This is a genomic window from Klebsiella sp. GG_Kp173 (genome assembly GCF_040062415.1).
Lineage (GTDB): Bacteria > Pseudomonadota > Gammaproteobacteria > Enterobacterales > Enterobacteriaceae > Klebsiella > Klebsiella quasipneumoniae.
In genome coordinates, this window is the sequence record NZ_JBEAFZ010000037.1 from 1 (window position 1) to 13,469 (window position 13,469).

Annotated in this window: 10 protein-coding genes and 1 pseudogene; 7 read left to right on the top strand and 4 right to left on the bottom strand. The window is 51.1% G+C overall.

From position 1 onward, the window contains the following. Positions 1 to 163 precede the first annotated feature (163 nt). From silE to silR, 3 genes are all read right to left on the bottom strand, one after another. Positions 164 to 595, bottom strand: a complete 432-nt coding sequence (gene silE / locus ABLU50_RS15325) for a silver-binding protein SilE (protein ID WP_004187113.1) — start codon at positions 593 to 595, stop codon at positions 164 to 166. A 250-nt stretch (positions 596 to 845) separates the two neighbouring features. Next, complete coding sequence (silS, locus tag ABLU50_RS15330; RefSeq protein WP_330190449.1) at positions 846 to 2,321, bottom strand: copper/silver sensor histidine kinase SilS; 1,476 nt, start codon at positions 2,319 to 2,321, stop codon at positions 846 to 848. Continuing rightward, positions 2,314 to 2,994, bottom strand: a complete 681-nt coding sequence (silR, locus tag ABLU50_RS15335) for a copper/silver response regulator transcription factor SilR (protein ID WP_001572351.1) — start codon at positions 2,992 to 2,994, stop codon at positions 2,314 to 2,316. The genes silS and silR overlap by 8 nt, the downstream gene beginning before the upstream one ends. Positions 2,995 to 3,183: 189 nt before the next feature. On the opposite strand from silR, the gene silC reads away from it, so the two are divergent. The 7 genes from silC (at position 3,184) to ABLU50_RS15370 (ending at position 12,849) form a co-directional block, all read left to right on the top strand. Then, positions 3,184 to 4,569 (top strand): Cu(+)/Ag(+) efflux RND transporter outer membrane channel SilC, encoded by a 1,386-nt coding sequence (silC, locus tag ABLU50_RS15340; protein WP_000475512.1) that lies wholly within the window; start codon positions 3,184 to 3,186, stop codon positions 4,567 to 4,569. A gap of 24 nt (positions 4,570 to 4,593) precedes the next feature. Continuing rightward, entirely contained in the window at positions 4,594 to 4,947 is a 354-nt protein-coding gene (gene cusF, locus ABLU50_RS15345; protein ID WP_001246153.1) for a cation efflux system protein CusF, read from the top strand. Between the two features lie 113 nt (positions 4,948 to 5,060). Continuing rightward, positions 5,061 to 6,353 (top strand): Cu(+)/Ag(+) efflux RND transporter periplasmic adaptor subunit SilB, encoded by a 1,293-nt coding sequence (silB, locus tag ABLU50_RS15350; protein ID WP_004098959.1) that lies wholly within the window; start codon positions 5,061 to 5,063, stop codon positions 6,351 to 6,353. Between the two features lie 10 nt (positions 6,354 to 6,363). Next, complete coding sequence (silA, locus tag ABLU50_RS15355) at positions 6,364 to 9,510, top strand: Cu(+)/Ag(+) efflux RND transporter permease subunit SilA (RefSeq protein WP_004098958.1); 3,147 nt, start codon at positions 6,364 to 6,366, stop codon at positions 9,508 to 9,510. Between the two features lie 86 nt (positions 9,511 to 9,596). Further along, a complete protein-coding gene (locus ABLU50_RS15360) occupies positions 9,597 to 10,037 on the top strand; it encodes a DUF411 domain-containing protein (RefSeq protein WP_000758228.1) in 441 nt (146 codons plus the stop codon). Between the two features lie 126 nt (positions 10,038 to 10,163). Then, positions 10,164 to 12,611 carry an Ag(+)-translocating P-type ATPase SilP gene (gene silP, locus ABLU50_RS15365; protein WP_004098955.1) on the top strand — a complete coding sequence of 816 codons (2,448 nt, stop codon included), beginning with the start codon at positions 10,164 to 10,166 and terminating at the stop codon, positions 12,609 to 12,611. A 40-nt stretch (positions 12,612 to 12,651) separates the two neighbouring features. Next, positions 12,652 to 12,849 carry a DUF2933 domain-containing protein gene (locus ABLU50_RS15370; RefSeq protein ID WP_000843497.1) on the top strand — a complete coding sequence of 66 codons (198 nt, stop codon included), beginning with the start codon at positions 12,652 to 12,654 and terminating at the stop codon, positions 12,847 to 12,849. Positions 12,850 to 12,882: 33 nt separating this feature from the next. Here ABLU50_RS15370 and ABLU50_RS15375 read toward each other — a convergent pair. Then, positions 12,883 to 13,413: pseudogene (locus ABLU50_RS15375) on the bottom strand (peptidoglycan DD-metalloendopeptidase family protein); the annotation flags it as partial. Between the last annotated feature and the right edge of the window lie 56 nt (positions 13,414 to 13,469).

Below are 13,469 nucleotides of genomic sequence, written 5' to 3' on the forward strand. Positions count from 1 at the left end.
AACACAACCCGCTACGGGGGAGACTTACCCGAAATCTGATTTATTCAACAAAGCCCAGAATCTGATAAAAATGCCCCCTGTAGGGGGCAAAGATGTTGCAATATATCCGGTTACGGAAAAATCTATCAAGGAAATCAGGACTGCAAAGATACTACCATCGCCGTCAGCCTGCATTGAGCATACGACGATGCGCTTCGGCCATGGCCTGATGTGGGCCGGACTGACCGTTATTCATAAATTCATGGGCAACTGCAGCTCTTTCATGCTCATTCATTGCCGCGAATGACTTTGACGGCCCGGTAGGGGAAACGGTCTGACTTCCCATCATCCTCTGATGACTTTCCACCATTTTCTGGTGCGCATCCGCCGACCCGTTCGTCATGGTTTCATGAGCAATAATGGCCTGTTCATGCTGGTCCATACCGGTCATACGAGGAGCAGTCCCCTGGATCCCGACAGGAGCCGCAGCAGACTGCATCTGGTGAGCAGGAGCCTGTGCATTGTTGACGCGATCATGGATATTCACGGTTTCAGTGGCCCAGGCCGATGAAATTAAACCAAAGCCCAGCAAAGATGCTAATACGATATTTTTCATGATAACTCTCCATTTCTGAATTAGTGATGTCCGGGGAAGTACAACCGGTGTTTTCAGTTCCATAACTGAAACAAGTTCGGCAGCGTTTATTTCTCCGGAAGAGGGCTGGATATTCATTTCCTGGCGTACTCTGACGCCGGGTATTGATGAAGCAATCCAGCCTTCCTGATAAGTTGCACTAATTATATCGAATGGCTTCTGTTTGCTGCATGACAGGCTAATGACATCTTTGTCATTTACATCTTTATTTTCAGCATTGGGTTTCCGGGATCATTTTCTCCAGTCTGGGCACGGATAAGATAAAACACGTGGAGCGTACGTCTGATTCCACCTGCACTCTTCCGTGATGTGCTTCCACGATTGACTTCACAATCGCAAGGCCGATGCCGCTGCCTTCTCCTTTTCGTTGTCTGGATGGATCCACCCGATAAAAACGGTCAAACAGCCTTGATAAATGTTCTTCAGGGATCGGTTTCCCCGGATTTTCAATCACAAGGTCAAAAAAGCTCTCCTGCTCTCTTATTGAGACGGTGATTGCCTGTCCCTCCGGGGTATAACGCAGGGCATTGGATAACAGATTATTGATCGCCCTTCTGAACATTTGTGGATCTCCCTCAACCAGGCAGGGCATCCCGTTAAATTTGAGCGTGATATTGCGTTCTTCGGCCCAGGCTTCGAAAAACTCGAAGACTTTCATGACTTCCGCTCTGAGGTCAAACATGACCCTGTCAGGTATCAGCTGATTATTATCTGCCTGTGCCAGGAACAGCATATCGCTGACCATTTTGGTCATCCGGTTATACTCTTCAAGACTGGAATAGAGGACATCCTCAAGTTCCCTCTGTGTTCGATCCTGACTCAGTGCGATTTCAGTCTGCGTCACCAGATTGGTGATGGGCGTTCTGATCTCATGCGCGATATCGGCAGAGAAATTGGCCTGGCGGGTAAAGACATCCTCAATCTTTCCAATCATATGATTGAACGAGATAACCAGTTGCTCCAGCTCAATGGGAACGCGTGTCGGTTCCAGTCGCGCATCAAGATTCTCGGAGGTGATGTTTTTAATGGCATTGCTGACATTACGAAGGGGCAGGTGCCCCTGACGGACAGCGATTCGAATGATCAGAACAATCAACAGGCTTATCACGACGGCAATCGCAATCAGGTTCTTTTTCAGCGCATCGAGGTAATGGAGATGGAAATTAATGGATAGGCCAGTCAGCATGACATAGTTCTGCTGTTTGCCCTGAAATATCGCCTGACCAGAGGAGGCGATAATCCTGTATGTTTCCATCTTCATTTCGGACCCGGTATCCATCGGTCCCGCAGGATCCTCCACCGTCCAGAGAAAGACATCCCGTGCGCGGCTGTGCTCGCTAAAATCTGCTGAATTCACTGCCGGGCGTAGTGCCGCCCCCTGAGCTGAGCTAAAGAGCACTTCACCCCTGGGATTGAGGAGCAAAAGGGCAACGTTGCGGTAGCTGGCAATTGATTCCTTTATTTTGCTTACTTTTTTTTCATCCGGATCTGCCGGGGACTGGAGTATACGGCTCAGTGTGGTGCTGATTTGTTGCAGATCGCTGACATCCTGCTCGGCAAAATGCTTTTCAACAGAATGCAGCATAAACCAGGTGAAGGCGATAAACGCCAGTATTGTGGACAGGCTGATAAAAAAGGTCAGCCGCAGAGCGAGTGAGAAAGGTCGTCTGGACGGTTTGCTATGCATCCGGGATCTCCAGCATGTAGCCCACGCCCCGCACTGTCTGGATCAGTTTTGTCCCGTAATCGTTGTCTATTTTAGCGCGGAGTCGCTTTACTGCGACATCAATCGCGTTAGTGTCGCTGTCAAAATTCATGTCCCAGACCTGAGAGGCAATCAGGGAGCGGGGAAGAACTTCTCCCTGATGGCGAATGAAGAATTCCAGCAGGCTGAACTCTTTACTGGTGAGCACAATGCGGTTCCCGGCGCGGCTGACTTTTCTGGATACGAGATCAACCGAGAGGTCAGCCACTTTAAGCTGGCTTTCCGTGATCATCGTGTTTCCCCGCCTGAGGAGGGTTCTTACCCGGGCGAGCAGTTCAGCAAACGCAAAGGGCTTCACCAGATAATCGTCCGCACCCAGCTCAAGTCCTTTGACCCTGTGTTCAATCGTGCCAAGGGCCGTCAGCAGTAATACCGGCATCCCCTTTCCGGCACTGCGCAGCATACGGATGATATCCCAGCCGTTTACATCAGGCAGCATGATATCCAGGATGACTAAATCATACTCGGCTGTCATGGCAAGATGATATCCGGTCAGACCATTATCAGCGTGATCCACGACGAACCCCGCCTCTGTCAGCCCCTTGCTGAGATATTCACCTGTTTTAATTTCGTCTTCAACGATTAATATTTTCATCATGCTCCCCGGCTGGCTGCTAATGTCATTTTATTGCGCCCACGATCGTTATCAACGGATTACAGCAAAAATGACAACATTGTCATTATCCTGTCACCCGGCAAACAGAGAGCGTTCGGTAAAGTATCCCTATCAATACTCTGGACTTCGTTTGAACCATTTACCAGGTCTGCCTGTACGAGAAGCGTTATGTTCAAATTAAAATTACTCAGCATCAGTACCATATTCATCCTGGCTGGTTGTGTTTCTCTGGCACCTGAATATCAGCGTCCGCCAGCTCCGGTTCCCCAGCAGTTTTCATTGTCTAAAAACAGTCTGACGCCTGCGGTAAACAGCTATCAGGATACGGGCTGGCGAAACTTTTTTGTCGATCCCCAGGTCAGCAGGCTGATCGGTGAAGCCCTGAATAATAACCGTGATTTGAGAATGGCTGCCCTGAAGGTTGAAGAGGCCCGGGCCCAGTTCAACGTCACGGATGCAGATCGTTATCCCCAACTGAATGCCTCATCCGGGATCACATACAACGGTGGTCTGAAAGGTGACAAGCCGACCACACAGGAGTACGACGCGGGTCTGGAGCTCAGCTATGAGCTCGATTTTTTTGGCAAACTTAAGAACATGAGTGAGGCTGATCGCCAGAACTACTTTGCCAGCGAAGAAGCCCGTCGTGCCGTACACATCCTGCTGGTCTCCAACGTTTCACAGAGCTATTTCAGCCAGCAACTGGCGTACGAACAACTCCGTATTGCGCGGGAAACGCTGAAAAATTATGAACAGTCCTATGCTTTCGTTGAGCAACAGCTCGTGACCGGGAGTACGAACGTTCTGGCACTTGAACAGGCGAGAGGACAAATCGAAAGTACCCGCGCCGAAATAGCCAAACGAGAAGGCGATCTGGCTCAGGCAAACAATGCCCTGCAACTGGTGCTGGGAACGTACCGCGCACTTCCGTCAGAAAAAGGGATGAAAGGCGGGGAGATCGCACCAGTAAAATTGCCACCAAATCTATCTTCACAAATTTTGCTGCAGCGACCGGATATTATGGAAGCGGAATATCAGCTGAAAGCGGCTGATGCCAATATTGGCGCAGCGCGAGCGGCCTTTTTCCCCTCCATTACCCTGACCAGTGGTCTTTCCGCAAGCAGTACGGAGCTGTCAAGCCTGTTTACGTCAGGAAGTGGAATGTGGAATTTTATCCCTAAAATTGAAATTCCTATTTTTAATGCTGGCAGGAATAAAGCCAATCTGAAGCTGGCTGAAATTCGCCAGCAACAATCGGTGGTTAATTACGAACAAAAAATTCAGTCAGCCTTTAAGGATGTTTCCGACACGCTTGCGCTGCGCGACAGCCTTAGCCAGCAACTTGAGTCACAGCAGCGTTATCTTGATTCACTTCAGATAACTCTCCAGCGTGCCAGAGGATTATATGCAAGTGGTGCTGTCAGTTACATCGAAGTGCTGGATGCAGAACGTTCCCTCTTCGCTACGCAGCAAACCATTCTCGATCTTACCTATTCCCGACAGGTTAACGAAATTAATCTGTTTACCGCGCTGGGTGGCGGTTGGGTAGAGTAAATTTATTTAATCAGGAAATTAAAAATGCGTAATTCACTTAAAGCCGTTTTATTTGGTGCCTTCTCTGTCATGTTTTCTGCCGGTCTTCATGCTGAAACACATCAGCATGGCGATATGAATGCTGCCAGTGATGCTTCGGTACAGCAGGTTATCAAGGGCACCGGTGTCGTTAAAGACATTGATATGAATAGTAAAAAGATTACCATTTCGCACGAAGCAATCCCTGCTGTGGGCTGGCCTGCAATGACCATGCGCTTCACTTTTGTTAATGCAGACGACGCTATCAATGCCCTGAAAACCGGCAACCATGTCGATTTCTCGTTTATTCAGCAGGGCAATATCTCCTTACTCAAAAGCATTAACGTTACGCAATCCTGATTATCAGTCCGGAGCGAATACATCCAGTGCGCCTGAACATTCATTAAGGGATTACTGTGAATGAATGATCGGGCGCATATGCCAGGTGTTTTGATTTTTCAGCGAGAAATTGTATGGCTTCTTTAAAGATAAAATATGCTGCAATAATTATCAGCAGCCTCATAGCAGGGGGGCTGATATCGGTTACTGCCTGGCAGTATGTAAACTCATCACAAAAAACAGTACAAACCGAACAAAAGGCACCGGAGCGAAAGGTACTTTTCTGGTATGACCCGATGAAACCGGATACCAAATTTGATAAACCCGGAAAATCTCCCTTTATGGATATGGACCTGGTGCCGAAATATGCTGATGAAAGTGGCGATAAAAGCAGTGGCGGGATCCGTATCGATCCAACGCAGGTTCAGAATCTGGGATTAAAAACGCAAAAAGTCACGCGAGGAATGCTGAATTATTCCCAGACAATCCCGGCTAATGTCAGTTACAACGAGTATCAGTTTGTCATTGTGCAGGCGCGCTCTGACGGTTTCGTCGAAAAAGTGTATCCCCTGACGATTGGCGATCATGTGAAGAAAGGCACTCCGCTTATCGATATCACCATTCCTGAATGGGTTGAGGCACAAAGTGAGTTCCTGCTGTTATCCGGTACAGGCGGTACGTCAACCCAGATAAAAGGGGTTCTGGAGCGACTTCGTCTGGCTGGTATGCCGGAAGAGGATATTCAAAGGCTGCGTTCAACCCGCACAATCCAGACCCGTTTTACCATTAAAGCACCTATTGATGGTGTCATTACTGCGTTTGACCTGCGCACCGGCATGAATATTTCGAAAGATAAAGTAGTGGCTCAGATTCAGGGGATGGACCCGGTCTGGATCAGCGCTGCAGTGCCAGAATCTATCGCATATCTGCTGAAAGATACGTCGCAGTTTGAAATTTCGGTACCGGCTTATCCGGATAAAACATTCCATGTCGAAAAATGGAACATTCTTCCCAGCGTGGATCAGACAACCCGTACGCTTCAGGTCCGTCTCCAGGTTTCTAATAAGGATGAGTTTCTCAAGCCGGGCATGAATGCCTATCTGAAACTGAATACCAAGAGCCAGGAGATGCTGCTGATACCAAGCCAGGCCGTTATCGATACCGGCAAAGAACAGCGCGTGATTACTGTTGATGATGAAGGCAAGTTTGTGCCGAAACAGATCCACGTTCTGCATGAATCACAGCAACAGTCCGGCATCGGTTCCGGCCTGAATGAAGGCGATACCGTGGTGGTCAGTGGCCTGTTCCTCATTGACTCCGAAGCCAATATTACGGGCGCGCTGGAACGTATGCGCCACCCTGAAAAAACAGAAAGCAGTATGCCAGCAATGTCTGACCAGCCTGTAAATATGCATTCAGGGCACTGAGGAGACGACGATGATTGAATGGATTATCCGGCGCTCTGTCGCCAACCGTTTCCTGGTCATGATGGGGGCCCTGTTTCTCAGCATCTGGGGTACATGGACGATTATTAACACGCCGGTCGATGCCTTGCCTGACCTGTCAGATGTACAGGTCATTATCAAAACCAGCTATCCCGGCCAGGCCCCGCAGATTGTAGAAAACCAGGTCACCTATCCACTTACCACCACCATGCTGTCCGTACCTGGCGCAAAAACCGTGCGTGGTTTTTCACAGTTCGGGGATTCGTATGTGTATGTCATTTTTGAAGACGGCACCGATCTGTACTGGGCCCGTTCCCGCGTGCTGGAATATCTGAATCAGGTTCAGGGAAAACTGCCTGCCGGTGTGAGTTCTGAAATCGGTCCTGATGCCACGGGTGTGGGCTGGATTTTTGAATATGCCCTTGTCGATCGCAACGGAAAACACGACCTTTCAGAACTGCGCTCTCTGCAGGACTGGTTCCTGAAATTTGAGCTGAAAACCATCCCGAACGTGGCTGAGGTCGCTTCGGTTGGCGGCGTGGTGAAACAGTACCAGATTCAGGTCAATCCGGTAAAACTGTCCCAGTACGGTATCAGCCTGCCCGAAGTGAAACAGGCACTTGAATCGTCTAACCAGGAGGCCGGTGGCTCATCCGTTGAAATGGCCGAAGCGGAGTATATGGTCCGTGCCAGCGGTTATCTTCAGAGCATTGATGATTTTAATAACATCGTCCTGAAAACAGGTGAGAACGGCGTGCCGGTTTATCTGCGGGATGTTGCCCGCGTGCAGACCGGGCCCGAAATGAGGCGTGGTATTGCCGAGCTGAACGGCCAGGGAGAAGTCGCTGGCGGCGTGGTGATCCTGCGGTCGGGTAAAAATGCGCGCGACGTTATCACGGCAGTGAGGGATAAACTGGAGACGCTGAAGGCCAGCCTGCCGGAAGGCGTTGAAATCGTGACCACCTACGATCGCAGCCAGTTAATCGACCGGGCGATTGATAACCTCAGTTACAAGCTTCTTGAAGAGTTTATCGTTGTTGCTGTCGTTTGCGCACTGTTCCTCTGGCATGTCCGTTCTGCCCTGGTGGCGATTATTTCTCTGCCACTTGGCCTGTGTATCGCCTTTATCGTCATGCACTTCCAGGGACTGAACGCCAATATCATGTCGCTGGGAGGGATAGCGATTGCCGTCGGTGCGATGGTGGATGCCGCCATTGTGATGATTGAAAATGCGCACAAACGGCTTGAGGAGTGGGATCATCAGCATCCGGGTGAGCAGATTGACAACGCCACCCGCTGGAAGGTGATTACCGACGCCTCCGTGGAAGTGGGACCCGCGTTGTTCATTAGCCTGCTGATCATCACCCTGTCCTTTATTCCTATCTTTACCCTGGAAGGGCAGGAAGGTCGTCTGTTTGGCCCGCTGGCATTCACGAAAACGTACTCCATGGCGGGAGCGGCCGCACTGGCCATCATCGTCATTCCTATTCTGATGGGATTCTGGATCCGGGGGAAAATTCCTGCCGAGACAAGTAACCCCCTGAACCGGGTGCTGATCAAAGCGTATCATCCTTTGCTGCTGCGGGTCCTCCACTGGCCAAAAACAACCCTGCTGGTTGCGGCCTTGTCCATTTTCACGGTTATCTGGCCACTGAGTCAGGTGGGCGGTGAATTTCTGCCGAAGATTAACGAGGGCGATCTGCTGTATATGCCGTCGACCTTGCCTGGCGTCTCTCCGGCAGAAGCTGCAGCGCTCCTGCAGACAACAGACAAGTTAATCAAAAGCGTTCCTGAAGTGGCTTCTGTATTTGGCAAGACCGGTAAAGCAGAGACCGCAACGGATTCCGCGCCGCTCGAAATGGTGGAAACCACGATCCAGCTCAAACCTGAGGATCAGTGGCGTCCCGGCATGACAATTGACAAGATTATTGATGAACTCGACAGGACAGTCCGTTTACCGGGTCTGGCAAACCTCTGGGTGCCGCCTATCCGTAACCGTATTGATATGCTCTCAACCGGGATCAAAAGCCCGATAGGTATCAAAGTGTCCGGGACTGTTCTGTCCGATATCGACGCGACGGCGCAGAGTATCGAGGCGGTAGCCAAAACCGTGCCTGGCGTGGTGTCTGTCCTGGCTGAGCGACTTGAGGGCGGGCGCTACATCGATATCGATATCAACCGGGAGAAAGCTTCCCGGTACGGGATGACTGTGGGCGACGTCCAGCTGTTCGTCTCTTCAGCAATCGGTGGGGCTATGGTGGGTGAGACGGTTGAAGGCGTGGCCCGGTACCCTATTAACATTCGCTATCCGCAGGATTACCGTAACAGTCCGCAGGCGTTGAGAGAGATGCCAATCCTGACCCCAATGAAGCAGCAAATTACGCTGGGCGATGTTGCCGATATTAAGGTCGTTTCCGGACCAACCATGCTGAAAACCGAAAATGCCCGGCCAGCCAGCTGGATTTATGTTGATGCCCGCGGCAGGGACATGGTGTCGGTGGTGAACGATATTAAGACGGCCATCAGTGAGAAAGTGAAACTGAGACCGGGGACCAGTGTGGCATTCTCAGGACAGTTTGAATTACTCGAGCACGCCAATAAGAAATTAAAACTGATGGTACCGATGACGGTGATGATCATCTTCATCCTGTTATATCTGGCATTCCGCCGGGCTGATGAGGCCTTACTTATTCTGATGAGCCTGCCGTTTGCCCTGGTTGGCGGGATATGGTTCCTGTACTGGCAGGGCTTCCATATGTCAGTGGCGACCGGAACCGGGTTTATCGCCCTGGCCGGGGTGGCAGCAGAGTTTGGCGTGGTCATGCTGATGTATCTGCGTCATGCCATTGAAGCGCACCCGGAATTGTCCCGTAAAGAGACGTTCACACCGGAAGGCCTTGATGAAGCCCTCTATCATGGTGCCGTACTGCGTGTCCGGCCGAAAGCCATGACCGTGGCGGTGATCATTGCGGGTCTGCTGCCAATACTCTGGGGAACCGGTGCAGGTTCAGAAGTCATGAGCCGTATCGCGGCACCCATGATTGGTGGGATGATCACGGCTCCGCTGCTGTCCCTGTTCATTATTCCTGCCGCCTACAAATTAATCTGGCTGCGCAGACATAAAAAAAGCGTGTCCTGAACCTGAAAGGGCACCCCCTGTGGGTGTCCTTCTTTACTGATTCACCCTGACGTCAGGGTTTATATCGATAATATACAGAGGTGAGTATGAAAAAAGTGGTTCTAATGGCGCTGGCTCTCGGCCTTTCACTACCCGCGATGGCGAGTGAAAAAGTGATTGATATGTACAAATCTGAAAACTGTGGCTGTTGTTCCCTGTGGGGCAAAGCGATGGAAAAAGACGGGTTTGAAGTACGAACTCACGTCATGAATGATCAGGCGCTGTCAGCCCTGAAAGAAAAGCATGCTATTCCTGCAGGACTACGAAGTTGTCATACCGCGGTTGCCGGTAATTTGATCATTGAAGGCCATGTGCCTGCGACAACGATACATAAGGCAATGCAGTCTGGTTCGGGTATATACGGTCTCGCCACCCCCGGTATGCCAGCAGGAAGTCCTGGAATGGAGATGGGAGCCCGAAAAGAGGCTTACGATGTTATCGCATTCTCACCGGATGGAAGTAAAAAAGTCTTCCAGCGAATCGAATAGTCAGCGGAACGGCTGATAACGGGACGCCGGTAGCAGGCACTCCTGTGCCGGCGATATTCGTGGTAATCGCATCCATGACATACCCTGAAGACAGAAGATGCTTCGGTATGCATAAGGAGAGTTACTGTGAAAAATGACAATGCAGTGCAACACAACAACCAGACTGCTTCTGAGCAGACATTATCCCCGGACGAGGGCCACGTATTGCATAAGGTGAGAGATCCCGTGTGCGGGATGGCCATCCTGCCCGACAGGGCGCACAGCAGCATTCGATACCAGGACCACCAACTTTATTTCTGCTCCGCCAGCTGTGAGAGTAAATTTAAAGCCCATCCCGATCGTTATCTTACCGAAGATGCCAGTGAACATTCCCATCACCATCACCACGATCATCACGAAGTCAGCCCTGATCAGATAAAACAGCCTCACAACCAGGCGGAAAAAGAGAATTCTGAAGGTGTGTGGACATGTCCGATGCACCCGGAGATACGCCGCAGTGGTCCCGGAAGCTGTCCTGTCTGTGGAATGGCACTGGAGCCGCTCGTAGCTACGGCATCCACGGGGCCGAGTGATGAACTTCACGACATGACAAGACGCTTCTGGCTGGGGTTGTTGCTGGCGTTTCCGGTTCTGGTACTCGAAATGGGATCTCATCTGTTTCCCGACTTGAGGAATACAGTACCGCCACAGTACAACACATGGCTGCAGTTGCTTCTGGCCTCCCCTGTCGTGTTGTGGTGTGGCTGGCCATTCTTCGCCCGGGCCGGAATGTCGTTACGTAACCGCTCCCTGAATATGTTTACCCTTGTTGCAATGGGGACCGGCGTAGCCTGGGTTTACAGCGTCATTGCAACCGTCTTCCCCTCCTGGTTTCCTGCATCGTTCAGAAACATGGATGGCCTGGTGGCCGTTTATTTTGAAGCCGCAGCAGTTATTACGGTGCTTGTTCTGCTGGGACAGGTTCTTGAGCTGCGGGCACGGGAACAAACCTCAGGCGCCATTACTGCGCTTCTGAACCTTGCCCCCAAAACCGCCAGACGGCTGGATCATGACGGTCATGAAACGGATATTAATGCGGAAGATGTCCTGCCTGGCGATAAGCTCCGCATCAGACCTGGAGAGAGTATTCCGGTCGACGGTATCGTGATCGAAGGCAAAACAACCGTTGATGAATCGATGGTGACCGGGGAGTCTATGCCGGTTACCAAAACGAAGGGTGACCCTGTCATTGGGGGGACGATTAATCAGACAGGTAGTCTTATCATCCGTGCAGAGAAAGTCGGTGATGAAACGATGCTCTCACGAATTGTTCAGATGGTCGCTGATGCACAGCGTTCGCGTGCCCCCATCCAGAGAATGGCAGACAGCGTTTCAGGCTGGTTTGTTCCTCTGGTGATACTTATCGCGGTTGTTGCTTTCTTGATCTGGTCTGTCTGGGGGCCCGAGCCCAGGATGGCGCACGGTCTCATTGCGGCTGTGTCGGTCCTGATTATTGCCTGTCCCTGCGCGCTGGGACTGGCCACGCCGATGTCGATAATGGTGGGGGTGGGCAAAGGCGCCCAGGCCGGGGTGTTAATCAAGAATGCCGAAGCCCTTGAGCGTCTTGAAAAAGTGGACACGCTGGTTGTCGACAAAACAGGCACGCTCACGGAAGGTTCGCCTACGGTGACAGGGATTATCAGTCTCAGTCCGGGTGGGGAAATATCTCTTTTACGTGTAACAGCTGCAGTGGAAAAAGGTTCGCAGCATCCGTTGGGTATGGCTGTTGTCAGAGCCGCGCATGAAAAGGGGATCGTGATACCTGCCGTCAGTAATTTCAATGCCCCGTCGGGGAAAGGTGTCTCAGGCGATGTCGAAGGTCAACGGGTTGTTATTGGTAATGAACTGGCTATGCAGGAAAACAGTATCGTTATTGATAATCAAAAGGCCGTTGCGGATACGTTGCGGATGGAAGGCGCTACCGTTATCTATGTGGCCACAGACGGGAACCTTGCAGGCCTGATAGCTATCTCGGATCCCGTGAAAGCAACCACGCCGGATGCGCTTAAAGCTTTGCGTCAGGCGGGGATCCGCATTGTTATGCTCACCGGGGATAACCAGCTTACTGCTGAAGCAGTCGCACGGAAACTGGGAATAGATGAGGTTGAAGCCGGGATTCTGCCGGATGGCAAAAAAGCAGTGATAACCCGACTGAAAGCGTCTGGCCATGTGGTTGCGATGGCCGGAGACGGTGTGAATGATGCCCCGGCGCTGGCAGCGGCTGACGTGGGTATAGCCATGGGAACGGGTACAGATGTGGCAATAGAAAGTGCTGGCGTTACCCTTCTCAAAGGCGATTTGATGATACTCAACAGGGCCCGTCATCTGTCAGAAATCACCATGAAAAATATCCGGCAGAATCTGTTTTTTGCGTTTATCTACAATGCTCTTGGGGTGCCTGTAGCTGCAGGTCTGCTTTATCCTGTGTATGGAATACTGCTGTCGCCAGTTATTGCGGCGGCGGCTATGGCCCTTTCCTCCGTTAGCGTCATTGCAAATGCGTTGCGTCTGAAAAGTGTCAGGCTCGGGAAATAACCCTGAATGAAGGGTCTGTTACTAACAGAAGGAGTCCGGTATGAAAAGTACCACCTATGCGCTTATTGCTGTCGCCGCGATTGCGGCATTTGCCCTCCTGCGCGAACACTGGTCACATGTGGCAGGTTACTGGCCATATCTGTTATTGCTGGTCTGCCCGCTAATGCATCTTTTCCACGGCCACGGAGGGCATGGAGATCATCAACATCAAGGAAGTGAAAACGATAAAAAAAATTAATCCGGCAGACGGGGCCGCGTCGCGGCCCCGTTATCAGTCCAGGTATCGTTCGTAGTCTCTGGCATGCGCAAAGGCATGCTGTTCAAGTTTGTTATCAGCGGGTGCCGCTGCCCGGAACGCCAGTGAGTTAACAGGATTGTTATTGATGACCAGCTCGTAATGCAGATGAGGACCGGATGAACGTCCGCTGTTACCGGATAACGCAATAGCGTCTCCCCGGGTAACCCTGGCCCCTTTAGTAACGAGTATTTTATTGAGGTGGAGATAGCGAGTTTTAACACCGGCTTTTCCCGTTACTTCAACAAAATATCCCATGGTACTGTTGTATTCGGCCCGGGTGATTTTTCCGTCGATGACGCTGACTATTTTCGTGTTCATGGGCATGGAATAATCAATGCCATTATGGGGACTCACTTTTCCCGATACCGGGTTAAGTCTTGCAGGATTGAAAGGCGAACTGAGTCTTGCTGTGGCCGGTAACGGATAATCGAGACTGCCTTTCCCGGAAGTATCGGAAAGGTTATAGAACTTTTTATCTGATATACGATACGCCGTGTAATTAAATGTAAGCGTGCAGCGAGAACCGTATTGACGGGGATGTGTTATTCAGTTGGCAGTGC

What these genes read in the sequence shown, in the direction of transcription:
- silE (WP_004187113.1), bottom strand. Translation starts at nt 595, where the DNA reads ATGAAAAATATCGTATTAGCATCTTTGCTGGGCTTTGGTTTAATTTCA.
- silS (WP_330190449.1), bottom strand. Translation starts at nt 2,321, where the DNA reads ATGCATAGCAAACCGTCCAGACGACCTTTCTCACTCGCTCTGCGGCTG.
- silR (WP_001572351.1), bottom strand. Translation starts at nt 2,994, where the DNA reads ATGAAAATATTAATCGTTGAAGACGAAATTAAAACAGGTGAATATCTC.
- silC (WP_000475512.1), top strand. Translation starts at nt 3,184, where the DNA reads ATGTTCAAATTAAAATTACTCAGCATCAGTACCATATTCATCCTGGCT.
- cusF (WP_001246153.1), top strand. Translation starts at nt 4,594, where the DNA reads ATGCGTAATTCACTTAAAGCCGTTTTATTTGGTGCCTTCTCTGTCATG.
- silB (WP_004098959.1), top strand. Translation starts at nt 5,061, where the DNA reads ATGGCTTCTTTAAAGATAAAATATGCTGCAATAATTATCAGCAGCCTC.
- silA (WP_004098958.1), top strand. Translation starts at nt 6,364, where the DNA reads ATGATTGAATGGATTATCCGGCGCTCTGTCGCCAACCGTTTCCTGGTC.
- ABLU50_RS15360 (WP_000758228.1), top strand. Translation starts at nt 9,597, where the DNA reads ATGAAAAAAGTGGTTCTAATGGCGCTGGCTCTCGGCCTTTCACTACCC.
- ABLU50_RS15370 (WP_000843497.1), top strand. Translation starts at nt 12,652, where the DNA reads ATGAAAAGTACCACCTATGCGCTTATTGCTGTCGCCGCGATTGCGGCA.